Source organism: Streptomyces sp. NPDC025833, from assembly GCF_055558055.1.
In genome coordinates this window covers 140232-161831 of record NZ_JBVHNF010000012.1, presented here as the reverse complement: position 1 = coordinate 161831, position 21600 = coordinate 140232, and the positions used below count along the sequence as shown (strand labels likewise).

At 74.8% G+C, this 21600-nt stretch carries 21 protein-coding genes, 1 other RNA gene and 2 pseudogenes; 10 read left to right on the top strand and 14 right to left on the bottom strand.

The window, feature by feature from the left end:
* Positions 1-75: 75 nt before the first annotated feature.
* The gene (locus ACZ4K2_RS22630; RefSeq protein WP_467469099.1) at positions 76-309 is read right to left on the bottom strand and encodes a hypothetical protein; all 234 of its coding nucleotides are present in this window, start codon (positions 307-309) and stop codon (positions 76-78) included.
* Between the two features lie 58 nt (positions 310-367).
* On the opposite strand from ACZ4K2_RS22630, the gene map reads away from it, so the two are divergent.
* Positions 368-1225 carry a type I methionyl aminopeptidase gene (gene map / locus ACZ4K2_RS22625; protein ID WP_467469098.1) on the top strand — a complete coding sequence of 286 codons (858 nt, stop codon included), beginning with the start codon at positions 368-370 and terminating at the stop codon, positions 1223-1225.
* 150 nt (positions 1226-1375) lie between these two features.
* Complete coding sequence (locus tag ACZ4K2_RS22620) at positions 1376-2023, top strand: biliverdin-producing heme oxygenase (RefSeq protein WP_467469096.1); 648 nt, start codon at positions 1376-1378, stop codon at positions 2021-2023.
* Positions 2024-2045: 22 nt separating this feature from the next.
* Here ACZ4K2_RS22620 and ACZ4K2_RS22615 read toward each other — a convergent pair whose 3' ends face one another.
* Positions 2046-2735: a PhzF family phenazine biosynthesis protein gene (locus ACZ4K2_RS22615; RefSeq protein WP_467469094.1), complete on the bottom strand. Its 690-nt coding sequence runs from the start codon at positions 2733-2735 to the stop codon at positions 2046-2048.
* Positions 2736-2946: 211 nt separating this feature from the next.
* Between ACZ4K2_RS22615 and efeO the strand changes: the two genes are divergently transcribed.
* The 4 genes from efeO to ACZ4K2_RS22595 are packed head-to-tail and all read left to right on the top strand — an operon-like array spanning position 2947 to position 7184.
* Entirely contained in the window at positions 2947-4080 is a 1134-nt protein-coding gene (gene efeO / locus ACZ4K2_RS22610) for an iron uptake system protein EfeO (RefSeq protein WP_467469092.1), read from the top strand.
* A gap of 16 nt (positions 4081-4096) precedes the next feature.
* Positions 4097-5356: an iron uptake transporter deferrochelatase/peroxidase subunit gene (efeB, locus tag ACZ4K2_RS22605; RefSeq protein WP_467469090.1), complete on the top strand. Its 1260-nt coding sequence runs from the start codon at positions 4097-4099 to the stop codon at positions 5354-5356.
* A 3-nt stretch (positions 5357-5359) separates the two neighbouring features.
* A complete protein-coding gene (gene efeU, locus ACZ4K2_RS22600; RefSeq protein WP_467469088.1) occupies positions 5360-6232 on the top strand; it encodes an iron uptake transporter permease EfeU in 873 nt (290 codons plus the stop codon).
* Entirely contained in the window at positions 6192-7184 is a 993-nt protein-coding gene (locus ACZ4K2_RS22595) for an SCO2278 family lipoprotein (RefSeq protein ID WP_467469086.1), read from the top strand. The genes efeU and ACZ4K2_RS22595 overlap by 41 nt, the downstream gene beginning before the upstream one ends.
* A gap of 71 nt (positions 7185-7255) precedes the next feature.
* On the opposite strand, the gene ACZ4K2_RS22590 is transcribed toward ACZ4K2_RS22595, so the two are convergent.
* From ACZ4K2_RS22590 to ACZ4K2_RS22570, 5 genes are all read right to left on the bottom strand, one after another.
* Positions 7256-7993: a bifunctional DNA primase/polymerase gene (locus ACZ4K2_RS22590; protein ID WP_467469084.1), complete on the bottom strand. Its 738-nt coding sequence runs from the start codon at positions 7991-7993 to the stop codon at positions 7256-7258.
* Positions 7994-8158: 165 nt separating this feature from the next.
* Positions 8159-8773, bottom strand: coding sequence for a TetR/AcrR family transcriptional regulator (locus ACZ4K2_RS22585; protein ID WP_467469082.1), 615 nt, complete (start codon positions 8771-8773; stop codon positions 8159-8161).
* Positions 8774-8803: 30 nt separating this feature from the next.
* Positions 8804-9781 (bottom strand): small ribosomal subunit Rsm22 family protein, encoded by a 978-nt coding sequence (locus ACZ4K2_RS22580; protein WP_467469080.1) that lies wholly within the window; start codon positions 9779-9781, stop codon positions 8804-8806.
* A gap of 73 nt (positions 9782-9854) precedes the next feature.
* Complete coding sequence (locus tag ACZ4K2_RS22575; protein ID WP_467469078.1) at positions 9855-11036, bottom strand: serine hydrolase domain-containing protein; 1182 nt, start codon at positions 11034-11036, stop codon at positions 9855-9857.
* Positions 10976-12277 (bottom strand): multidrug effflux MFS transporter, encoded by a 1302-nt coding sequence (locus tag ACZ4K2_RS22570; protein ID WP_467469076.1) that lies wholly within the window; start codon positions 12275-12277, stop codon positions 10976-10978. Before ACZ4K2_RS22570 ends, ACZ4K2_RS22575 begins: the two co-directional genes overlap by 61 nt.
* A gap of 209 nt (positions 12278-12486) precedes the next feature.
* On the opposite strand from ACZ4K2_RS22570, the gene ACZ4K2_RS22565 reads away from it, so the two are divergent.
* A complete protein-coding gene (locus ACZ4K2_RS22565; protein ID WP_467469075.1) occupies positions 12487-13245 on the top strand; it encodes an SDR family oxidoreductase in 759 nt (252 codons plus the stop codon).
* Between the two features lie 247 nt (positions 13246-13492).
* On the opposite strand, the gene ACZ4K2_RS22560 is transcribed toward ACZ4K2_RS22565, so the two are convergent.
* Both ACZ4K2_RS22560 and ACZ4K2_RS22555 read right to left on the bottom strand, forming a co-directional pair.
* Positions 13493-14689, bottom strand: a complete 1197-nt coding sequence (locus ACZ4K2_RS22560) for a D-alanyl-D-alanine carboxypeptidase family protein (RefSeq protein ID WP_467469073.1) — start codon at positions 14687-14689, stop codon at positions 13493-13495.
* A gap of 151 nt (positions 14690-14840) precedes the next feature.
* Positions 14841-14930 (bottom strand): annotated as a pseudogene (locus tag ACZ4K2_RS22555) (nuclear transport factor 2 family protein); the annotation flags it as partial.
* A 194-nt stretch (positions 14931-15124) separates the two neighbouring features.
* Between ACZ4K2_RS22555 and ACZ4K2_RS22550 the strand changes: the two are divergent.
* On the top strand, positions 15125-15670 hold the full coding sequence (locus ACZ4K2_RS22550) for a DoxX family membrane protein (protein WP_467469071.1): 546 nt from the start codon (positions 15125-15127) through the stop codon (positions 15668-15670).
* Positions 15671-15760: 90 nt separating this feature from the next.
* Here the strand turns inward: ACZ4K2_RS22550 and ACZ4K2_RS22545 are convergent, their stop codons facing one another.
* The 4 genes and pseudogenes from ACZ4K2_RS22545 to ACZ4K2_RS22530 all read right to left on the bottom strand — a co-directional run bounded on the left by ACZ4K2_RS22545 (position 15761) and on the right by ACZ4K2_RS22530 (position 18583).
* Entirely contained in the window at positions 15761-16318 is a 558-nt protein-coding gene (locus ACZ4K2_RS22545) for an NADPH-dependent FMN reductase (protein ID WP_467469069.1), read from the bottom strand.
* Positions 16319-16435: 117 nt separating this feature from the next.
* Positions 16436-16840, bottom strand: an RNA gene (rnpB, locus tag ACZ4K2_RS22540) — RNase P RNA component class A.
* Positions 16841-16958: 118 nt separating this feature from the next.
* Positions 16959-17705, bottom strand: a pseudogene (locus ACZ4K2_RS22535) (DMT family transporter); the annotation flags it as partial.
* 56 nt (positions 17706-17761) lie between these two features.
* Entirely contained in the window at positions 17762-18583 is an 822-nt protein-coding gene (locus tag ACZ4K2_RS22530; protein WP_467469067.1) for an AraC family transcriptional regulator, read from the bottom strand.
* 177 nt (positions 18584-18760) lie between these two features.
* Between ACZ4K2_RS22530 and yaaA the strand changes: the two genes are divergently transcribed.
* Together yaaA and ACZ4K2_RS22520 are read left to right on the top strand one after the other, a co-directional pair.
* Positions 18761-19543, top strand: coding sequence for a peroxide stress protein YaaA (yaaA, locus tag ACZ4K2_RS22525; protein WP_467469707.1), 783 nt, complete (start codon positions 18761-18763; stop codon positions 19541-19543).
* A 95-nt stretch (positions 19544-19638) separates the two neighbouring features.
* Complete coding sequence (locus tag ACZ4K2_RS22520; RefSeq protein WP_467469065.1) at positions 19639-20301, top strand: bifunctional 4-hydroxy-2-oxoglutarate aldolase/2-dehydro-3-deoxy-phosphogluconate aldolase; 663 nt, start codon at positions 19639-19641, stop codon at positions 20299-20301.
* On the opposite strand, the gene ACZ4K2_RS22515 is transcribed toward ACZ4K2_RS22520, so the two are convergent.
* The gene (locus ACZ4K2_RS22515; protein WP_467469063.1) at positions 20273-21595 is read right to left on the bottom strand and encodes a bifunctional RNase H/acid phosphatase; all 1323 of its coding nucleotides are present in this window, start codon (positions 21593-21595) and stop codon (positions 20273-20275) included. The two genes, ACZ4K2_RS22520 and ACZ4K2_RS22515, sit on opposite strands and share 29 nt — an antisense overlap.
* Positions 21596-21600 lie beyond the last annotated feature (5 nt).

Below are 21600 nucleotides of genomic sequence, written 5' to 3'. Positions count from 1 at the left end.
CCGCGAGCCGCGTGCCCGCCGGGGCCCGCGGGTGTCCACCAAGAACAGGCCGGGGTCCGCCGGGCGGGCCGGGGGTCAGCCCTCGTCGGGTTTTCCGCCGGACTGCGCGTCGTGCCAGCGCGGGTCGTTCTCCCACTGGAGGTTGCGCTCGGCGGCGGTCTCCATCGCGTGCCGGGCCTCCTCCGGGGAGGCGTACGGCCCGAACCGGTCCTTGGCCGGGCAGTCCGGGCCCTCCTCGACCTTCTTGTGCTCCAGGCAGTAGTACCACTCGCCCGGCTTGCCGGCGGTGTGCTTCTTGAACAGGGCCATGGGCAGCTCCTCTCGCCACCGACATGTTCCCCCATGTCCGCTCGATAGACTCGCCGGCATGTCTGGCCAGTCGCTGCTCGTCCCAGGGGAGCTGTCCCCCACCCGTCCGGTCCCCGGAAACATCCGCCGCCCCGAGTACGTCGGCAAGCCCGCGCCGGCGCCGTACACCGGGCCCGAGGTGCAGACCCCCGAGACCATCGAGGCGATGCGGACCGCCGGCCGCATCGCCGCGCAGGCCATGGCGGAGGCCGCGAAGATCATCGCGCCCGGAGTCACCACGGACCGGCTCGACAAGGTGGCCCACGACTTCATGTGCGACCACGGGGCCTACCCGTCCACGCTCGGCTACCGGGGCTTCCCGAAGTCGCTGTGCACCTCGGTCAACGAGGTCATCTGCCACGGCATCCCGGACTCGACGGTGCTGCGGGACGGCGACATCGTCAACCTGGACGTGACGGCGTACATCGGCGGGGTGCACGGCGACAACAACGCCACCTACCTGGTCGGGGACGTGGACGAGGAGTCCCGGCTGCTGGTGGAGCGCACCCGCGAGTGCCTCGACCGCGCGATCCGGGCCGTGAAGCCCGGCCGGCAGATCAACATCATCGGCCGCGTCATCGAGTCGTACGCCAAGCGCTTCGGCTACGGCGTCGTCCGCGACTTCACCGGGCACGGCATCAGCTCGTCGTTCCACTCCGGGCTGATCGTCCCGCACTACGACAGCCCGCACGCGACGACGGTCATGCAGCCGGGGATGACGTTCACGATCGAGCCGATGCTGACGCTGGGCACCCACGAGTACGACATGTGGGACGACGGCTGGACGGTCGTGACGAAGGACCGCAAGCGGACCGCGCAGTTCGAGCACACGCTGGTCGTGACGGACCGCGGCGCGGAGATCCTCACCCTGCCCTGACCCCGCTCCCGGTCACCGCCCGAGGCCCGCTCCCGGACGGGAGCGGGCTTTCTCCGGTACGGTTTTACCGACAGACTGTCGGGAAGGTTGCCGACACATGGTCGGCAAGGACCATTGACTTAGGTAAGCCTTACCTTAGAGGATGCGCGCATGGACCCCTTCTCGTCCCTCATCCGCACCGCGTCGCACGCCCAGCACGTGGAGGCGGAGACCTCGACGTTCATGAGCGACCTGCTCGGCGGCCGGCTCGGCGTCGACGCCTACGCGCGCTACACCGAACAGCTCTGGTTCGTCTACGAAGCGCTGGAGAGCACGGCCGGACGGCTGGCGGCGGATCCGGTGGCCGGCCCGTTCGTCCGCCCGGAGCTGTTCCGGCTGCCCGCGCTGGAACGCGACCTGGCGCACCTGCGGGGACCCGGCTGGCGGACGGAACTGGCCGCCCTGCCCGCGACCCGGGCGTACGCGGACCGGGTGCGGGAGTGCGCCGAGCGCTGGCCCGGCGGCTACGTCGCCCACCACTACACCCGCTACCTCGGCGACCTCTCCGGCGGCCAGATCATCCGGGACCGGGCCGAGCGGACGTGGGGCTTCGCGCGCAAGGGCGACGGCGTCCGTTTCTACGTCTTCGAGCGGATCACCAACCCGGCCGCGTTCAAGCGGGACTACCGGGACCTGCTGGACGCGATAGCGGCGGACGACCTGGAGAGGCAGCGGATCGTGGCCGAGTGCAAGGCCGCGTTCGCCCTGAACACCGGGGTCTTCCGCGCGCTCGAAGAGGAGTTCCCGCTCTCGGCCTGAGCCGGGCCGGGACGCGGGGCGCTCAGCGCTCCAAGGACACCCGGCCGCCGACCTCCACCCACCCGTGCGGCTGCGGCGCGGTGAGGATCTGCGAGCCCCGGCCCTGGACGACGTTGAGGGCCCGGCCGAGCCGGTCGGTGAGGAGCAGGGCCGCCGCGCCGGTCGCCTCGTCCTCGCCGGCGCCGGCGCCGTCACCGCGGCCGGGGAAGGCGCGGGCGCGGACGCGGCCGGCCGCCTCGTCCTCCCAGGCCCAGGCGAACAGGCTGCCCGGCACCCCGTCCGGGCAGGCCCCCGCCCCGTCCCGCCCGTCCGGCGGCGGCACGTCCGGCGCGTCCACCTCGGCGGCGCTCCCGTACCGGCGCAGGGTGCGCGGCGGCACCCACTCCGCGCGGGCCTCGATCCAGCTGAACTCGCCGTCCAGCCGGGCCCCGACGACTCCGGCGGGCGTGAGCAGTTCCGGCACGTCGAGCAGCCAGGCCGCGCCCACGCAGGGGTGGCAGGCGAAGGGCAGGCGCCGGGCCGGCGTGTAGATGTCGATCACCCCGCGCTCGGGGTCGTCCACGAACACGGTCTCGCCGAAGCCCAGTTTGGCCGCCAGTTCCTGCCGCTCGCCCCGTCCGGGCAGCGCCGAGCCGTCGCGGACGACGGCCAGCTCGTTGCCGTAGCCGCCGTTCGGTCCGCAGAAGACACGGAGTACGTCGTAGTCGGTCACCGGGAGAGGATCAGCCCACGCTCGGGACGAAACGGGCACTTTTGCCGTTCTTTGCCATGCCGTGACACCCGTGTCGGGACACCGTGATCAAGCCGTTTCCGGGACTCGACGCTGAGAGCTGAATCACGGACCCGGCCGGCATCGGTGAGGTAAGCCTCATGTAAGTTAGGGCAGCCTCACTAGAACTAGACCAGATCCGCTGGGAGCCCGCATGCGAGCCGTCCGACTGACCGTCACCGCCGTCGCCACCGCGGCTGCTCTGACCGCCCTCTCGGCCTGCACCGCGAAGAGCGACGCCGAGGACGGCAACGCCATCCGGGTCACGGCCGCCGACTCGACGTGCGACACCTCGGCGAAGTCGGTGCCGGCCGGCCAGGTCACCCTGAAGATCGAGAACAAGGGGTCGAAGGCCACCGAGGTCGAGATTCTGTTCCCGGACGACCGGATCGTCTCCGAGAAGGAGAACATCGGCCCCGGCACCAAGTACACGCTCACCGCCGAGGTGAAGGCCGGCGCGTACGAGATAGCCTGCCGGCCCGGCATGAAGGGCCACGGCGTCCGGCAGAAGCTGACCGTCACCGGCGGCGGCACCGCCCGGCGCGACCCCGGGCTCGACCGGGCCGTCGCCGACTACCGCCAGTACGCCCAGGACCAGGCCGACGAGACGCTGCCGAAGGCCGCCGCCTTCGCCAAGGCCGTCCAGGCCGGCGACCTGGCCGCCGCGAAGAAGGCCTACGCCCTCTCCCGCCTCGGCTGGGAGCGCACCGAGCCGGTCGCCGAGTCCTTCGGCGACATCGACCCGAAGGTCGACGTCCGCGAGGACGGCCTGGAGGACGGCCAGAAGTGGACCGGCTGGCACCGGCTGGAGAAGGCCCTCTGGCACGACAAGAAGATCGGTGCCGAGGAGAAGGCCCTCGCCGGCCGGCTGGTGACCGACCTGAAGGACTGGCAGAAGCGGGTCGGCACGGCGGAGATCACCCCGACCTCCATGGCCAACGGCGCCAAGGAGCTGCTGGACGAGGTCGCCACCGGCAAGGTCACCGGTGAGGAGGACCGCTACGCGCACACCGACCTGGTCGACTTCAAGGGCAACGTCGAGGGCGCCCAGAAGGCGTACGAGCTGCTGAAGCCGGTCGCCGCGAAGAACGACCCGGCGCTGGCCGAGGAGCTGGACAAGCAGTTCGCGGCGCTGGACGCGCTGCTGGACAAGTACCGCTCCGACAAGACGTCGTACGACTTCGTCTCCTACGACAAGGTCACCCCGGACCAGCGCAAGGAGCTGTCGGACGCGGTGAACGCGCTCGCCGAGCCGCTGTCCAAGCTGGCCGCCGCGGTCGTCAAGTAGGCAGGGGGCACGATCGATGACCGAGACCCAGCGGAGCAACCCGTCGCGCCGGGCGCTGATCGGCTGGGGCGGCGCCGGGCTCGCGCTCGGGGCCGCCGCGGCCGGCGGGGCCGTGGCGATGACCCGCACGGGCGACGACGTGGACCCGGTGGCCGCCGAGACCGGCGGCGCGGTGGAGTTCCACGGCGTCCACCAGGCCGGCATCGCCACGCCCGTCCAGGACCGGCTGCACTTCGCCGCGTTCGACGTGAAGACCGAGGACCGCGACGCGTTCGTCCGGATGCTGAAGGACTGGACGCAGGCGGCCCGCCGGATGACCGCGGGCAAGGCGGTCGGCGAGGGCGCCTACGGCGGGCTCGCCGAGGCCCCGCCGGACGACACCGGTGAGGCGCTCGGGCTCGCCCCGTCCCGGCTGACGCTGACCATCGGGTTCGGGCCCTCGCTGTTCGACCGGTTCGGACTGGCGGACCGGCGGCCCGCCGCCCTGGTCGACCTGCCCCGGTTCCCCGGCGACAACCTGGACCGCTCCCGCACCGGGGGCGACCTGTGCGTGCAGGCGTGCGCCGACGACCCGCAGGTCGCCGTGCACGCCATCCGCAACCTGGCCCGGATCGGGTTCGGCAAGGTCGCCATCCGCTGGTCCCAGCTCGGCTTCGGCAAGACCTCCTCGACCACCCCGGGCGCGCAGACGCCGCGCAACCTCATGGGCTTCAAGGACGGCACCCGCAACATCGCCGACACCGAGACCGACCGGCTGGACCGGTTCGTGTGGGCCGGCGACGGCGACGGCGGCCCGAAGGCGGCCTGGATGACCGGGGGTTCGTACCTGGTCGCCCGGCGCATCCGGATGAACATCGAGACCTGGGACCGGGCCTCGCTCCAGGAGCAGGAGGACGTGTTCGGCCGCGACAAGCGCGAGGGCGCGCCGGTCGGCAAGGCCAAGGAGCACGACGAGCCGTTCCTGAAGGCGATGAAGCCCGACGCGCACGTGCGGCTCGCGCACCCCGACTCCAACGACGGGGCCACGATCCTGCGCCGCGGCTACTCGTTCACCGACGGCACCGACGGCCTCGGCCGGCTCGACGCCGGCCTGTTCTTCCTCGCCTACCAGCGGGACGTGCGCAAGGGCTTCATCCCGCTGCAACGCAGGCTGTCGGTCCACGACGCACTCAACGAGTACATCCAGCACGTCGGTTCGGCGGTCTTCGCGGTGCCGCCCGGAGTCCGCGACGCGGACGACTGGTGGGGCCGCACCCTGTTCTCCAAGGAGGCGTAGCCCGTGTTCTCCAACTACCTGATCGGCCTGCGTGAAGGGCTGGAGGCGTCGCTCGTCGTCTGCATCCTGATCGCGTACCTGGTCAAGACCGGCCGCAGGGACGCCCTGAAGCCGATCTGGATCGGCATCGGCATCGCCATCGCGATCGCCATGGGCTTCGGCTGCGCCCTGGAGTTCGGCTCGCAGGAGCTGACGTTCCAGGCGCAGGAGGCGCTCGGCGGTTCGCTGTCCGTCATCGCCGTGGGCCTGGTGACCTGGATGGTGTTCTGGATGCGGCGCACCGCCCGGCACCTGAAGTCGGAGCTGCACGGCAAGCTGGACGCCGCCCTCGCCCTGGGTACGGGCGCGCTGGTCGCCACCGCGTTCCTCGCCGTCGGCCGGGAGGGCCTGGAGACCGCGCTGTTCGTGTGGGCGTCGGTGCACGCCGCCTCCGACGGCACCCCGCGCCCGCTGGTCGGCGTCGCGCTCGGCCTGGCCACGGCCGTGTTCCTCGGCTGGCTGTTCTACCGGGGCGCGTTGAAGATCAACCTGGCCAAGTTCTTCACCTGGACCGGCGGCATGCTGGTCGTGGTCGCGGCGGGCGTGCTGGCGTACGGCTTCCACGACCTCCAGGAGGCCGACTGGGTCCCGGGCCTGACCGACCTGGCGTTCGACATCAGCGGCGTCATCCCGCCGGACAGCTGGTACGGCACGCTGCTGAAGGGCGTGTTCAACTTCCAGCCGGACCCGACGGTCGTCCAGGTCACGGTGTGGGCGCTGTATCTGGTCCCGGTGCTCGCGGTGTTCCTCTCCCCGGTAGGGTTCGCCTCCGGGAAGGGGAAGGTGAAGGAGCCCGATGACCAGGGAACGCGGCCGTCGACGGCCTCGCAGGCGTGACCGCACCGTACTCGTGGCGGCCTCGCTGGCCGCTCTCTCGCTGACGCTGGGCGGCTGCGTGGTGGTGCACGGGGAGCGGGTGGTGCTCCCCGGTGCCACCCGTGCCGAGGCCGCCGCGGCGGTCGGCGCGTTCACCGCCGCCTACAACAGGGCCGACAAGGGCTACGACAGCTCCGCGGACGCGCCCTACGTCACCGGAGCCCTCTCCGACATCGACGCCGCCCGGCTGAAGGCCGGCCGCCGCAACAGCCCGTCGGGGAACGCGCGGCACACCCCGCTGAAGCTGACGGACGTGCGGATCACCATCCCGAAGAAGGCCGGCTGGCCCCGCTGGTTCGTCGCCGACGCCGAGGCCAACAAGGGCGGCGACTCCCGCTGGGTGCTGGTGTTCACCCGCGGCGGCCTCGACGAGCGCTGGCAGGCTGCCTACCTGACGCTCATGGCGCCCGGGACCGTGCCCCGGTTCAGGACGGACGAGGACGGCTGGGCCGAGGCCGTACCGGCCGGCACCACACGGCTGGCCGTCCGCCCGGACCGGCTGAGCAGGACCTACACGGATTACCTGCGGGACGGCGGGAGCGCCTTCGCCGAGGGCCGCGACACCAGCGGGCTGCGCGCGGACCGCGCGAAGGCCGCCAGCAAGCCGGGGCTGGTCCGGCAGTTCATCGACGAACCGCTCACCCACGGCGACTACGCGCCGCTCGCGCTGCGCACGGCGGACGGCGGGGCCCTGGTCTTCTTCGCCACGCACCACTACGAGAAGCAGACCGCCTACAAGGGCGCCACCGTGCCGATCCCGAACGACGGTGTGCGGGCCCTGATCAAGGGCGAGGTGAAGCAGTCCCTGACGCTGGAGTCGGTCGCGGGCGAGGCCGCGCTGGACCCGGCGGGCGGCGGCCCGGTCCGCATGCTGGGGCGGGTCCAGGGCCTGACGTCCGCGCAGGGCGGCTGAGCCGCCGGAGCGCGGTGCGCGGACGCGGCCCGGCCGCGCAGCCGGACCGGCCGTCAGGTGCTGCGGGGGCCTCAGTGCCGCAGGGGCCAGGCCGGGCCCTGGGGGCCGCTCCCGGTGCCCGCGTGCCGGGCGCAGGCGTCGGTGAGCACCTCCAGCAGGCTCAGCGGGTCGGGCAGCGGATGCTCGGGCCCGCGCACCCAGCGCACCCGGCGGTCGTCGTCGCCGGGCAGCCGGGCGGGCGGCACGAGGACGTAGGAGCCCCGGCAGTGCCAGCGCAGGCCGGGGTGCTCGTCCATCGTCTCGGGGTGGCAGTCCAGCTCGCAGGGCCACCACTCGTCCTCGTCCTCGGGGGTGCCCCGGGTGAGGGTGAAGAACAGCGCGCGGCCGTCGTCGCTCTCGGCGACCGGGCCGACCTCGACGCCGGAGCCGAGCAGCCGGTCCAGGGCCTCCCGGCCGGCCTGGAGGGGGACGTCCAGGACGTCGTGCACCATGCCGGTGGCGGTGATGAAGTTCGCCTGCGGCTGGTGCCGGGCCCAGTGCTCGATCTGGGCGCGGTCGGTGGTGGACTGCGTCTGCCAGGCGAAGGACACCGGGTGCCGGGCCGGGGTGGGGCAGCCGACGCGGTCGCAGGAGCAGCGGTAGCCCGGCGCGGGGTGCGCGGCGGGGGCGAGCGGCAGGCCCGCGCCCGCGGCGGCGAGCAGCAGGGGCTCACGGTCGCCGTCGTCGGCGGCCTCCTTCGGGCGGCGTCCGCGCAGCCATTGGGAGAGTTTGCCCTGCCGGCCGGCCCGGCCGCCGAACGTCGCGCTCATCTATCGCCTCAGTCTGGTGGTCGCTCCGCGGAAGTACGGACAGCATGCCTCATCGTCGCACCTTCCCGTGCCCCGGGGGGCGGGGAGGACGGGTCGGGCGGAATCGGGCGAGACGCCGCTCACACCCGCCGGCCGCCGCCCGCCGGGCCTCGGCCGGCGGTGCGCTCAGCGCGCCGCGATGCCGTGCAGGGCGTACTCCACCAGGGTGTCGGTGTAGTCGTGGGAGATCGGCCCGGTGTGCTGGAGCCAGCGCTGGGCGAGGGGCGAGACGAAGAGTTCGAGGGCGATGCGGGGGTCCACCTCCCGGCGTACGGCCCCGGCGTCCTGGGCCGCGCGCAGCCGGTCGACGTAGAGCTGGAGCTGCGGTTCGAGGAGCTTGGCCACGAAGGCGCGGCCGAGCTTCTCGTTGACCAGACCCTCCGCGGCCAGGGCCCGCGCGGGGGCTTCGAAGCGCGGGTCGAGCAGCTCGTCCACCGTGGCGCGCAGCACCTCCTTGAGGTCGGCGGCCAGGTCGCCGGTGTCCGGGATGGCGTACGGCTCCTGCCCGGCGTCCCGGGCCGCCTGCTCGCCGAGGTCGAGGAAGGCCTCCAGCAGCACGTCGGCCTTGGACGACCACCAGCGGTAGATGGTCTGCTTGCCGACCCCGGCCCGGGCGGCGATGCCCTCGACGGTGGTCCTGGGGTAGCCGTTCTCGCCGACCAGGGAGAGGGCGGCGGCGTAGATCGCCCGGCGGGACTTCTCGCTGCGGCGGGTGGCGTCGGGGGTGGGCTTGTCGACCATGGGGACGAAAGTAACAAGCGGCCGGGGCGGCTACCGCACGGAGTCGGGCGGCGGCCACGCATCGCCCCAGTCGGCGTCCCGGGCCGCCTTGTACAGGTCGCCGTGGCGCTTGGTGACCGTGGCCCGGCGCAGCCGCTCCTCGGCCTCGCACAGGTCCAGGAGCACCTGGCCCTTGCGGATCTGCGGGCGCCGGACGACCCGGGCGGGGGCCGGTTCGGCGGGCAGCCGGGTGGCGGCGACGTAGGAGAACTTCTCGTCCTCGTAGGCGAGCGAGCCGCCCTTGACCCGGCGGTGCAGGGAGGAGCGGCCGACCCGGGCGGAGAAGTGGCACCAGTCGGTGCCGGGCACGATGGGGCAGGCTGCGCTGTGCGGGCAGGGGGCGGCGATCCGGAACCCGGCCCGGACCAGCCGGTCGCGGGCCTCGATGACGCGCTCGTACCCGGCCGGGGTGCCGGCCTCGACGATCACGACGGTCCGGGCGGCGCCGGCGGCGGCGTCGACGAGGGCCGTCCGGTCGGCCGCGGAGAGTTCGTTGAGGACGTACGACACGGTGACCAGGTCGGTGTCGTCCAGGGTGAGGCCGGCGCCGATCCGGGCGCGCTGCCAGCGGGCGCCGCGCAGGCCGGGGTGGGCGGCGGCGAGCTCGCGGCCGAGGGCGAGGGCGGGCTCGGCCCAGTCCAGCACGGTGACGGCACGCTCGCCCGGCCAGGTCTCCGCGACCGCCCAGGTGGCGGCGCCGGTGCCGCCGCCGATGTCGACGTGCCCGCCCGGCGTCCAGCCGGGGACGGCGTCGGCGAACGCCGCCAGCGCGGAGGCGACCGCCTCGAAGGTGGCGGGCATGCGGTAGGCGGCGTACGCGGCGACGTCGGCGCGGTCGCGGAGGATCGGCGCGTGGGTGGGGGTGTCACCGCGGTAGTTGGCGATCAGCCGGTCGACCGCTCCGGCCGCCTGCCGGGGCGGAATGCCGTCGAGCAGCTCCGCGAGGGCGCTACGGAGGGTGTCGTTCACCTGCCGATTGTATGGCCGCGGGGATGGGTGGTGGGCCGGGCTGTCCCGGTCGGACCGGCCGGGCCGGCCCGGGTCAGACCACCGCTCGGGCCAGGAGCGTCGCCAGGCGGGCTCTGGGGGTGTTGTCCGGGGGGCGGCGCCTGGGGTGGACGGTGTTGGCCAGCAGGACCAGGAAGGTGTCCGTCGCCGGGTCGACGACCAGGGAGGTGCCGGTGAAGCCGGTGTGGCCCGCCGCGCCGCGGCCCGCCAGCTCGCCCATGAACGACGGCTGGTCCAGGGCGAAGCCCAGCCCGGGCGGGGAGAGCAGCAGCTCGGTGAAGTCGGGCCCGAGGATGCGCGCGGGGCCGTAGGAGCCGCCGCAGAGCAGGGCGCGGCAGAAGGCGGCGAGGTCGGGGGCGGTGGAGAACAGGCCCGCGTGACCGGCGATGCCGCCGAGGGCCCAGGCGTTCTCGTCGTGCACGACCCCCCGCAGCATGCCCCGGTCGGCCTTGGCCCACGGCAGGCGCTGGTCCTCGGTGGCCGCGGCCCCGGGGCGCGGTCCGAAGGCGGTGGCGGTCATGCCGAGCGGCCGGGTGATGCCCTCCTGCACAAGGACGTCGAGGGTGCGGCCGGTGATGCGTTCCAGCACGGACTGGAGCAGGAGCATGTTCAGGTCGGAGTACACGTACCGTCCCGGCGGGCCCACCGGCGCCTCGGCGCGCAGCAGGTCCAGCCGGCCGGCGTCGTCCGCGCAGCCGTACAGGGGGAGTTCGGGGCGCAGCCCGGAGGTGTGGGTGAGCAGTTGCCGGACGGTCACGCCGTACACGGCGGCGGCGTGGAAGTCGGGCAGGTAGTCGCCGACGCGGGCGTCGATGCCGAGGGTGCCGCGCTCGATCTGCTGCACGGCGGCGACCGAGGTGAACAGCTTGGTGAGGGAGGCGAGGTCGAACGGCGTGCCGACGGTGGCCGGCACCCGGGCGGCGGGCGGCAGTTCGACGCCGGTGTCGGTCACGGGGTCATGGGCGGCGTAGCGCACCGCCCAGCCCGCGGCCGCGGCCACGGCGATCACCGGTCCGCGTCCGGCCAGCACGACGGCGCCGGCCGCCCAGGGGCGCGGACCGGTGGTGAGGGCGTGCACCTCGGCGACGATCCGGTCCAGCCCGACGGGGTCGAGGCCGGCCCGCTCCGGTGTGCCGACGCGCAGTCTCGGTGCGCTCAGTTCCCGTCTCCCTCCGACCCCGCACGGGTGGTGTCCCGTGTCGCCCAGGGACGGCACATTCCCACGAAGCAGGCCGCCGCGACCAGTGCCCCGGCGAGCTGGACCACGGCCATGGGCACGGCGGTGCGCTCCCCGGCGACGCCGACGAGCGGCGAGGCGACCGCGCCGACGAGGAACGAGGTGGTGCCGAGCAGCGCGGAGGCGGAGCCGGCGGCGTGCCGGGTGCGCATCAGGGCGAGGGACTGGGCGTTGGGCAGGGTGACGCCCATGGCCGACATCAGCACGAACAGGGCGACGGCGACCGGGACGAGGCCGGCCTCGCCGAAGACGCCCGCGGCCAGCAGCAGCAGCGCGGTCGCGGCGAGCACGATGACCGCCAGGCCGGCCGCGAGGACCTTGTCCAGGCTGACCCGGCCCACCAGCACCTTGCCGTTGACCTGCCCGGCGATCATCAGGCCGATCGAGTTGACGCCGAAGAGCAGGCTGAAGGTCTGCGGGGAGGCGCCGTAGATCTCCTGGACGACGAACGGCGAGGCGGATATGTAGGCGAAGAGCGCGGCGAAGGCGAAGCCGCCGGCCAGCATGTAGCCGGTGAAGGGCAGGTCGGCGAGGAGGCCGCGCATGGCGTGCAGGGCCTGGCCGACCCCGCCCTCGTGCCGGTCGGCGGGGGGCAGGGTCTCGGGCAGCCGCCGCCAGACGACGGCGGCGAGCAGCACGCCGACGACCGTGAGGACCACGAACACGCCCCGCCAGTCCGTCACCCGGAGGATCTGCCCGCCGATCAGCGGGGCCGCGATCGGGGCGACCCCGGAGATCAGCATGAGGGTGGAGAAGAAGCGGGCCATGGCCACGCCGTCGTAGAGGTCGCGGACGACGGCCCGGGCGATGACGATGCCGGCCGCCCCGGCGAGCCCCTGCGCGAGGCGGAAGGCCACCAGGGTCTCGACGTCGGGCGCGACGGCGCACAGGGCGGTGGCGAGGACGTAGACGGCGAGGCCGGCCAGGAGCGGGCGGCGGCGGCCCCAGCGGTCGCTCATCGGGCCCACGACGAGCTGGCCCAGTGCCATGCCGGCCAGGCAGGCGGTCAGGGTGAGCTGGACGGTGGCGGCGGAGGCGTGCAGGGAGCGGGTGACCTCCGGCAGGGACGGGAGGTACATGTCCATCGCGAGCGGGGGCGTGGCGGTGAGGCCGGCGAGGAGGAGGGTGACGAGCAGGCCGGTGCGGCGGGTGGCGGCCGTCGGTGGGGCGGTGGACGTGTGCTCCGCCCCCGGTGTCGGCGCCGCCGCGTGCTCGGGCATGTGTTCCTCCTGCTCGTTCCGGGCGAACACCCATGCTCTCAGCTCGTACACGCCGCCGAGGCACACACGGGCGAGGACGGCGGGCGGGGGCCGCCCGCGGCGGACGGGGCCGCCGGCGCCGGGTGCGCGGACGCGTCCCGCCCGGCCCGGTAACCGTATGGCGGACATGTGATTCCGTATCCCGGACTCCGCGCCTAGGCTGCGGAACCATGACTGACAGGCAGACGAAGATCGCGGTGGTCACCGGGGCCGGTTCCGGCATCGGCCGGGCCGTCGCCGCGGAGCTGCTGGGCCACGGCTGGTCGGTGGCGCTGGCGGGCCGGCGGACCGGGGCGCTGGAGGAGACGGCGGCGCTGGTCCCCGGGGCCGCCGCGCTCGCCGTGCGCACCGACGTGACCCGGCCCGAGGACGTGGCGGCGCTGTTCGCGGCGGCCGTGGAGCGGTTCGGCCGGGTGGACCTGCTGTTCAACAACGCGGGCACGTTCGGCCCGGGCGGGGTGCCCGTGGAGGACCTGGACCACGACGCCTGGCGGCACGTGGTGGACACCAACCTCACCGGGGCCTTCCTGTGCGCCCAGGCGGCGTACCGGCAGATGAAGGAGCAGGAGCCGCAGGGCGGCCGGATCATCAACAACGGCTCCGTCTCGGCGCACGCGCCCCGGCCGCACTCGGTCGCCTACACGGCGACCAAGCACGCGCTGACCGGTCTGACCAAGTCGCTGTCGCTGGACGGGCGGCCGTACCGGATCGCGGTCGGCCAGCTCGACATCGGCAACGCGGCGACCGACATGACGACCCGGATGCAGGCCGGTGTGCTCCAGGCGAACGGGGAGGTAACCCCGGAACCGGTGATGGACGTGGCCGACGTGGCGCGCACGGTACGCCACATGGCCGAACTGCCGCTGGAGGCGAACGTGCAGTTCGCGACGGTGATGGCGACGACGATGCCCTACATCGGGCGCGGCTGACCGGGCTCCGCCCGCGCGCACAAGCGGAGGTGGGACATCCGCGGTATTGCGACCGCTCCCGGCCGTGTGCTCAACTCTCCTCCACACGAGCTTCACAGTTGGAGCACGGAAGTTCCGCAGCCACTCCGAGGGGGGAGGCGGCGGCCGTTCCACCGGACCGGTGTCGGGGGCCGGATCCCGCGGCGACGCCCGCGGGCCGCACTCCGGTGGGTGGAACGGCCGCCGCGCACATCCACCGCCCGGCCGGTCAACTCCCCCGCGTGCCCTCGCCGTCGGCCGTTCCGCCGCCCGTGCCGTCGGCCGTCGTGCGCGCCCGGCGCCGGCGCAGGGCCCAGGTCCAGGCCCCGGCGCCCAGCAGGGCGACCGCCCCGGCCGTGCCCCCGGCCAGGTACCCTGCCGAGCCGCCGCCGCCCGCGGAGCCGGGCGCACCGGCCGCCGGCCTCGCGGTCTTCGGCCCGGCCGCGGGGGTCGCGCCCGCCCCGCCCTCGCCGAGCGGTTCGACGAGCGTGCCCACGGCCCGCGCCGAACGCCCGTGCGTGAAGCCCCAGTCGAGCAGCGCGGCGGTCTGCTCGTAGACGGCGTTGCCGCCGGCCCGCGGGTGCATCACGGTGACCAGGAGGGTGCGCCCGCCGCGGGTGGCCGCACCGGTGAAGGTGTTGCCGGCGTGGCTGGTGTAGCCGTTCTTCACACCGATCAGGCCGTCGTACGCCTTCAGGCCCCATGACCCGGTCAGCAGCCGGTCGGTGTTCTGGATCTGGAAGGTCTTCCTGCCGCCCGCCGGGAAGTCGGCGGTCCGGGTGCCGCAGTAGCCGCGGAAGCCGGCGTCCCGCAGGCCGTGGCGGGCGAAGAGCGTGAGGTCGTACGCCGAGGAGAGCTGCCCCTTGTGGTCGAAGCCGTCGGGACTGACCACATGAGTGTCCAGGGCCTGCAGCCGCGCCGCCCTGGCCTGCATCTCGGCGACCGTCCGCGCGAGGCCGCCGTTCATGCGGGACAGCACGTGCACGGCGTCGTTGCCGGAGCGCAGGAACACGCCCTGCCACAACTGCTCGACGGTGTACGTGATACCGGGCTTGATGCCGACCAGGCTGGAGCCGGCCGGGACGTCGGCGAGGTCGGCCTCGGTGACCCGGTACCGCCGGGCGCGGTCGAACTTCCCCAGCACGGTGTCCGCGAACAGCATCTTCAGGGTGGAGGCGGGCGCGAGCCGCCGGTGGGCGCCGAACGAGGCGAGGACCTCACCGCTCGCGCAGTCGGCGACGAGCCACGAGCGGGCGGTCAGCTTCGTGGGCAGGCCGGTGGCACCGCGCACCTGGACGCCGGCGCGGGCCAGCCGCGCGCCGCCGACGACCGTGGCCGCGGCGGCCTCGGTGGCCGTGGACAAGGGGAGGGCCGCTGCCGTCAGACCGAGGAGGGCACGCCGGCCGAGCCAGGAGGATTCACGCACCCGGGGACCGTACACCGCGGCGGGCGGGCGGACCGCGCGCCGGGGGCGGCACGGCTCGGAATGCGGCGAGTGCGGGAAACTTCCCTGGTCAGCCCGGTTGCCCCGGTCCGCGCCCGACCGGCCGGCCGCCCGTCACCCGCGTGGGTCCGGCTCACGCCTGACCGGTCTCGAACCGGAGGATCCGCCCGTCACCGCCGACCGTGAAGCTGCACTTGGTGCGCGGCTCGCCCCAGGTGTCACCCTGACCGCCGGGTCGCTGAGCCTGGCCGGCCGAATCGTCATGGCGTCAGGTTCACACCGCCTCCCCCGGCCCGCCACCCGAACGGCGGCCAGGACGCGCCGGACGGCGCCGCCGGTGCGAGGGTGGAGCCGCGGGAGCGACCCGCCCGCGCCGTCCGCCCGTGTGCCTGTGCGCCTGTCTGCCGGGGAGCCGCCGTGAGCTGTTACGACCGACGTGATCTGGGACTGCTGCTGCTCCGGCTGGGCACCGGCGGGGTGCTGGCGGCCCACGGCGCGCAGAAGCTGTTCGGCTGGTTCGGCGGGCACGGCCTGGAGGGCACGGGCAGGTTCATGGAGTCCGTCGGCTACACGCCGGGCAAGCTGAGCGCCACGGCGGCGGGGCTCGCGGAGGCGGGCGGCGGCGCCCTGCTGGCACTGGGCCTGGCGACTCCGGCGGCGGGCGCGACGGCGGCCGGGGCGATGGCCGGGGCGGCGGCGGTGCACACGCCCAACGGCTTCTTCGCCCAGGAGGGCGGGTACGAGCACGCGGCGAGCCTGGGTCTCGCGGCAGCCGCGCTCGCCGTCGCCGGTCCCGGCCGGCTCTCCCTCGACCACGCCCTCTGGCACGTCCTCGACCGCGGCTGGATGGTCCCGGCCGCCCTCGGCGCGGCGGCGGCGGGGACGGCCGTGGTGGTGGGGGCGCGCGCCTGCCGGGTGCGGCGCGACGCGGAGGGCGAACAGGAGACCCTCTTCGAGGAGTGAGGCGGCGGGACGCCCGCCGGCACCTCGCCGCCGACGCGTCCCGTCCCGCGCTCGTCCCGCCGGCACCGGGTCGCGGACCCGGGGCGCCGGTCAGGGGGCCAGGCTGCCGTCGGCCTCGCGGGCCCCGGCGACGGCGGCGGCGAGGTCGTCCAGGAGACCGGCCAGGGCCGCCCGGGTCGCCTCGTCGGTGACCCGGCCGTCCGTGATCTTCAGGGTCGCCTGGGCGACGCCCAGTTCCCGCGGGATCACCCGGGCCCCCATCATGGCGAGCGTCTCGGCCAGCCACGCTCGGGCCCGGGCGCCGCCGGTCACCGCGGGGGACGCGCTCGCCAGGGCCACCGGCTTGCCGTCGACCTCGCCGCCGCCGACCAGCCACTCCAGGGCGTTCTTCAGCACGCCCGAGGTGCCGTGGGCGTACTCCGGGGTCACGATCAGCAGGCCGTCCGCCGCGCCGACCGCGGCCCGCAGTCCGGCCACGACGCCGGGCAGCGCGGTCATCTCGACGTCGGCGTCGAAGAAGGGCAGGCGGCCCAGGCCCGGGTCGAGGGTGAGTTCACGCGGGGGCAGCGTCAGTTCCGCCGCCGCGCGCAGCACGGCCGCGTTGAGCGACCCGGAGCGCAGGCTTCCGCACAGACCGAGGATCTTCATACCGGTCAGCCTATGTTTCCCGAGGACCCCGGCAGGACGGAATGCGCCCCGCAGGGGGCGTCGGGACGGCGGCCTCGACCACCGTGGGCGACGGCGAACCGGAGGAGCGGGGAGCGGCAGACGAGTCGGGCTGTACGCCGGGTTCTGTTCCCCGGGGTCCTCGCGGGCCCCGGGGCGACGGCCATCCATCTAGGGCCGGCGTTGCCGCCGGCCTCGTGCGGTCTACCCGCGGACTCGGGCGGGCAGCCCTCGATCGTCCGCGCAGGGCGCTTTTCACGGCGCCCCTCTTGACCTTGCTCCGGGTGGGGTTTACCTAGCTGCCCAGGTCACCCTGGGCACTGGTGGTCTCTTACACCACCGTTTCACCCTTACCGAGGACCGAGGTCCCCGGCGGTCTGCTTTCTGTGGCACTGTCCCGCGGGTCACCCCGGGTGGCCGTTAGCCACCACCCTGCCCTGTGGAGCCCGGACGTTCCTCGGGAAGCCCCCTAGGGGGACTCCACGCGGCCGCCCGCCCGGCTCGTCTGCCGTGCCGACCATGGTACCGGGCGCCCGGGGCGGCGCGGACCGGCGGCGGCCGTCGCCAGGACCGACCCGGCCAGGATGAGCGCGAAGGCGGCCAGCACGGGGAGCGTGAGCGGCTCGGAGAGGAACGCGGCTCCCGCGGCGACCGCCACCGCCGGGTTGACGTAGGTGATCACCGTGGCCCGGGTCGGACCGGCCTCCCTGATCAGTTCCAGGAAGGCCACGAAGGCCACGGCGGTGCAGATCACGCCCAGCGCGGCCAGTGCCGCCAGCACGGTCGGCGCGGGCAGGGCGGCGGGGCGGGTCAGGGCGGCGGCGGGGGCGTAGACCAGGGCGGCCAGGGTGAGGCAGGCGGCCGTCAGGTGCAGGGACGGGACGTCCTTGAGGTGGCGGGCGGCGATCAGCGGGGCGATGGCGTAGCCGAGGACCGTCAGCAGGACCTCCGCCAGGGAGCGGGCGTCGCCGCCGGTGAGGTGCGGGAGGGTCAGGACGGCCACGCCGGCCAGCCCCAGGGCCAGGCCCGTCACGCGGCGGGCCCCGAGGTGTTCGGTGTCCCCGAGCAGCCGGGCCACCAGGACGCCCACGATCGGCACGCCCGCGACCAGCAGACCCGCCGTCGAGCTGGACAGGTGCCGTTCGGCGTCGGTGAGGGTGAACCAGGGGCCCATGATCTCCAGGCAGGCGAAGGCCAACAGGGGGCGCCAGTGGGCGCGCAGCACGGCGGCGAAACCGGCCCGGCGCAGCGCGAGGGGCAGCAGCAGGGCCGCACCGACCGCGCAGCGCGTGAACACCACCACCGGCGGGGACACCGCGTCCACCGCCACCTTGATCAGCAGATAGGGGATGCCCCAGACCACTCCCATGAGGGAGAACAGCAACCAGCCGCGTGCGCTCATGGGGGTGAGTCTCGGCCGCGCGGTCACCCGGCGTCTTGAACGCTGTTGCGGTAGGCCGCCGGGGTGACGCCGAGCACCCGGCGGAACCAGCGGGTCAGGTGGGCCTGGTCGGCGAAGCCGACGAGGGGCGCCACCTCGGCGGGGCGCAGGCCGCTCTCCAGCAGTGCGCGCGCCTTGGCCACCCGGTGCTGGGCGAGCCAGGCGTAGGGGGGTATGCCCATCGTCGTGCGGAAGGCGCGCAGCAACTGGTACCGGGACAGGCCGAGGTCGGTGGCGAGCAGGGCCAGGGAGGGCGGGTCGGCCGCCTCGTCGGCGAGGCGGTCGCGGACCGTGCGGGCTATGGCGTGGGCGCCGGGCACGCGGCCGGGGGCCGGTCGCGCCGTGGAGTGGCGGTGGGCCAGGGCGGTCAGCAGCCAGGGCAGGACCGACTCGGCCTGGAGGGGGTCGGGGCGGACGCTGAGTTCGGTGTGGGCGGTGCGCAGGGCCGCGGCCAGCGCGGGGTCGTCGACGAGGGGTTCGCGGAAGTGCGGCAGGCCGTCGAGGGTGCCGTCGGCGAGCAGGGCCGGGGCGGCGTACAGGGCGCGGTAGGCGTAGCCGCCGGCGGGGTCGCCGGGGCCGCCGGTGTGCACCTCGCCGGGTTCCAGCACGACGATCGTGCCCGGGCCGGTGCGCAGGTGCCCGCCCCGGTAGTCGATGACCTCCAGGCCGCCGACGCAGACCCCGATCGTGTACTCGTCGTGGGCGTGCGGGGCGTACACGTGCCGGCGGAAGCTCGCCGTGAGCAGGTCGAGCGGGGGTCCGCAGCGGCCCAGCCGGGCCCGCGTCCACCGTGCCAGTTCCCCCATGAGCCGTCTCCCTCCGTCGTGCCGGCCGCCGTGCCGCCCGCTCGCGGTGCAACGCCGCCGGGCCCCGCTTCCATGCCGCGCCCCGGGGCCGGGGCGGCCGTGGGCCGGTGAGACGGCCGGCCGCCGCCCCGCCGGTGCGCCGTACCCTGGCGCAGAGGTCTACGTGAGGAGTACGTGTTGCTGGTCCTGCTGCCGCCCTCCGAAGGCAAGGCGAACCCGGGCGAGGGCGCCCCGCTGGAGCTTCGGTCGCTGTCCCTGCCCGGGCTCACCGCCGCGCGGGAGGCCGCGCTCGGAGAACTGGTGGAGCTGTGCTCCGGCGACGAGGAGAAGGCCCGCGAGGTGCTCGGGCTGAGCGAGGGACTGCGCGGCGAGGTCGCGAAGAACGCCGGGCTGCGCACGGCAGGCGCCCGCCCCGCCGGGGAGATCTACACCGGGGTCCTCTACGACGCCCTCGGCCTGGCCACGCTGGACGCGGCCGCGGCGCGGCGCGCGGCCGGGTCGCTGCTCGTCTTCTCGGGCCTGTGGGGCGCCGTGCGGGTCACGGACCCGATCCCCTCCTACCGCTGCTCGATGGGGGTGAAGCTGCCGGGGCTCGGCGCGCTGGCCGGGCACTGGCGGGCGCCGATGGCCGAGGTGCTGCCCGAGGCGGCCGGGGACGGCCTGGTGCTGGACCTGCGGTCCGCCGCGTACGCGGCGGCCTGGCGCCCCAAGGGCGGGGTCGCGGGGCGGACGGCGACCGTGCGGGTGCTGCACGCCCCGACGCGGAAGGTCGTCAGCCACTTCAACAAGGCGACGAAGGGCCGGATCGTGCGCGGCCTGCTGACCGCGGAGGCGGTGCCGCGGGACCCGGCCGAGCTGGTGGAGGCGCTGCGCGAGCTGGGGTACGCGGTGGAGGCGGAGGCCCCCGGCAAGGCCGCCAAGGCGTGGTCGCTGGACGTGCTGGTGGACGAGATCCACTGACGGCCGGGGCACCTGGGCCTGCCTGGACGCCCTAGCGCATTGCAACATGCGCAACGGTCGTTGCGAGTGTTGCGGTCGCTGGGCACGATGTGGACATGACCTCGCCGGTGCCCTCCCCGTCCGCCGCCTCCGTGCTGGATCTCGCCCCCGTGCTGCCCGTGGTGGTGCTCGCCGACGCCGCCGACGCCGTGCCGCTCGCGCGGGCACTGGTGGCGGGCGGGCTGCCCGCGATCGAGGTGACGCTGCGGACCCCGGCCGCGCTGGACGCGATCCGGGCGATCGCCGCCGAGGTCCCCGGGGCCGTGGTCGGGGCCGGCACGGTGATCACGCCGGAGCAGGTGGCCGCGTGCACGGCGGCCGGGGCGCGGTTCCTGGTCAGCCCGGGCTGGACCGAGGCGCTGCTGGACGCGATGCGCGGGTCCGGGGTGCCGTTCCTGCCGGGGGTGTCGACCGCCTCGGAGGTGGTGGCGCTGCTGGAGCGCGGGGTGCGGGAGATGAAGTTCTTCCCGGCGCAGGCGGCGGGCGGCACGCCCTACCTGCGGTCGCTGGCGGGGCCGTTGCCGCAGGCCCGGTTCTGCCCGACCGGCGGCATCGGCCCGGCCACCGCCCCGGAGTACCTGTCCCTGCCCAACGTCGGCTGCGTCGGCGGCAGTTGGATGGTCCCGGCGGACGCGGTGGCCGCCGGGGACTGGGGCCGGATCGAGGAGCTGGCGCGGGCCGCGGCCGGGCTCAGGGACGCAGGTGGGACGTGTCGTTGAAGAGCCGTACGCTCGCGTTGCCGTCCGCGTAGTACGCCACCGCCGACAGGGAGGCCGCCGAGAGTTCCATCCGGAACAGCGACTCGGGCGGGGCGCCGAGGGCGAGCCGTACGAAGGTCTTGATCGGCGTGACGTGGGTGACCAGCAGGACCGTGCGGCCCGCGTGGGCGGCGACCAGTTCGTCCCGGGCGGCGGCTATCCGGACGGCGGTCTCGGTGAAGCTCTCGCCGCCGCCGCTGGGGCGGGCCTCCGGGTCGGCGAGCCAGGCGTCCAGGTCCTCCGGGTGACGCTCGCGGACCTCGCCGAAGGTCAGGCCCTCCCAGGCGCCGAAGTCCGTCTCGCGCAGTCCGTCGTCGACCGTGACGTCCAGCCCCAGGCGGGCGGCGACGATCCCCGCGGTCTCACGGGTGCGGGCGAGGGGGCTGCTGACGACGGCCTGGATCGTGCCGCGCCGCGCCAGGGACTCGGCGACGCGGCGGGCCTGCTCCCGGCCGGTGTCGGAGAGGGAGGGGTCGGTGCCGCCGCTGCCGGAGAAGCGTTTCTGGGGGGTGAGCGCGGTCTCGCCGTGGCGCAGCAGGACGAGGGTGGCGGGGGCGCCGAGGTCGGGCGCGGCGCCCCAGCCGGGCGTCGAGACGCGCGGCTCGGCGGTGGAGTCCGCGCCGCCGGCGGCGGACCCCTCCCCGCCCGTACCGGAAGCCCGCCGCTCGGCGGGGACCGTGCCGTGGGGTTCGGCGGGGGCCGGTGCGGCCGCCGCCCGGCGTCCCGCGAGCGCCGCCCGGGCCTTCGCCGCGCCCGCGGTGGCATCGCCGGGCGGGCCCGCGGGCTCCGGGACGGCCGGCGGGGTGTCCAGCGCGGCACGCGAGTCGGACGGCGACCACTGCCCGCCCTTGGCGCCCGCGTCCATCGCCTCGTTGGCCAGCCGGTCCGCGTGCTTGTTGCGCTCCCGGGGCATCCACTCGTAGCTGACCTGGTCCGGCGGGAAGACCGCCCTGGCCTGGGCCGCCAGCGGCTTCATGTCGGGGTGCTTGATCTTCCAGCGGCCCGACATCTGCTCGACGACGAGCTTGGAGTCCATCCGGACCCGGACGGTCGCGGTGGGATCCAGGGCGTGGGCGGCGCGCAGGCCCGCGAGGAGGCCCCGGTACTCGGCGACGTTGTTCGTGGCGACGCCGATGTACTCGGCCGCCTCCGTCAGGGTCTCCCCGGTCTCCGGGTCCAGCACCACGGCCCCGTAACCGGCGGGCCCGGGATTCCCCCGTGACCCGCCGTCGGCCTCGACAACGAACTCCCTCACCCCGA

Excerpts from the sequence above, each read along its gene's own strand:
- ACZ4K2_RS22545 (WP_467469069.1), bottom strand. The coding sequence starts at position 16,318 with ATGAAGATCCTCGGTCTGTGCGGAAGCCTGCGCTCCGGGTCGCTCAAC.
- ACZ4K2_RS22595 (WP_467469086.1), top strand. The coding sequence starts at position 6,192 with ATGACCAGGGAACGCGGCCGTCGACGGCCTCGCAGGCGTGACCGCACC.
- ACZ4K2_RS22570 (WP_467469076.1), bottom strand. The coding sequence starts at position 12,277 with ATGCCCGAGCACGCGGCGGCGCCGACACCGGGGGCGGAGCACACGTCC.
- ACZ4K2_RS22620 (WP_467469096.1), top strand. The coding sequence starts at position 1,376 with ATGGACCCCTTCTCGTCCCTCATCCGCACCGCGTCGCACGCCCAGCAC.
- ACZ4K2_RS22590 (WP_467469084.1), bottom strand. The coding sequence starts at position 7,993 with ATGAGCGCGACGTTCGGCGGCCGGGCCGGCCGGCAGGGCAAACTCTCC.
- map (WP_467469098.1), top strand. The coding sequence starts at position 368 with ATGTCTGGCCAGTCGCTGCTCGTCCCAGGGGAGCTGTCCCCCACCCGT.
- ACZ4K2_RS22565 (WP_467469075.1), top strand. The coding sequence starts at position 12,487 with ATGACTGACAGGCAGACGAAGATCGCGGTGGTCACCGGGGCCGGTTCC.
- ACZ4K2_RS22585 (WP_467469082.1), bottom strand. The coding sequence starts at position 8,773 with ATGGTCGACAAGCCCACCCCCGACGCCACCCGCCGCAGCGAGAAGTCC.
- ACZ4K2_RS22530 (WP_467469067.1), bottom strand. The coding sequence starts at position 18,583 with ATGGGGGAACTGGCACGGTGGACGCGGGCCCGGCTGGGCCGCTGCGGA.
- ACZ4K2_RS22520 (WP_467469065.1), top strand. The coding sequence starts at position 19,639 with ATGACCTCGCCGGTGCCCTCCCCGTCCGCCGCCTCCGTGCTGGATCTC.
- efeO (WP_467469092.1), top strand. The coding sequence starts at position 2,947 with ATGCGAGCCGTCCGACTGACCGTCACCGCCGTCGCCACCGCGGCTGCT.
- efeB (WP_467469090.1), top strand. The coding sequence starts at position 4,097 with ATGACCGAGACCCAGCGGAGCAACCCGTCGCGCCGGGCGCTGATCGGC.
- ACZ4K2_RS22630 (WP_467469099.1), bottom strand. The coding sequence starts at position 309 with ATGGCCCTGTTCAAGAAGCACACCGCCGGCAAGCCGGGCGAGTGGTAC.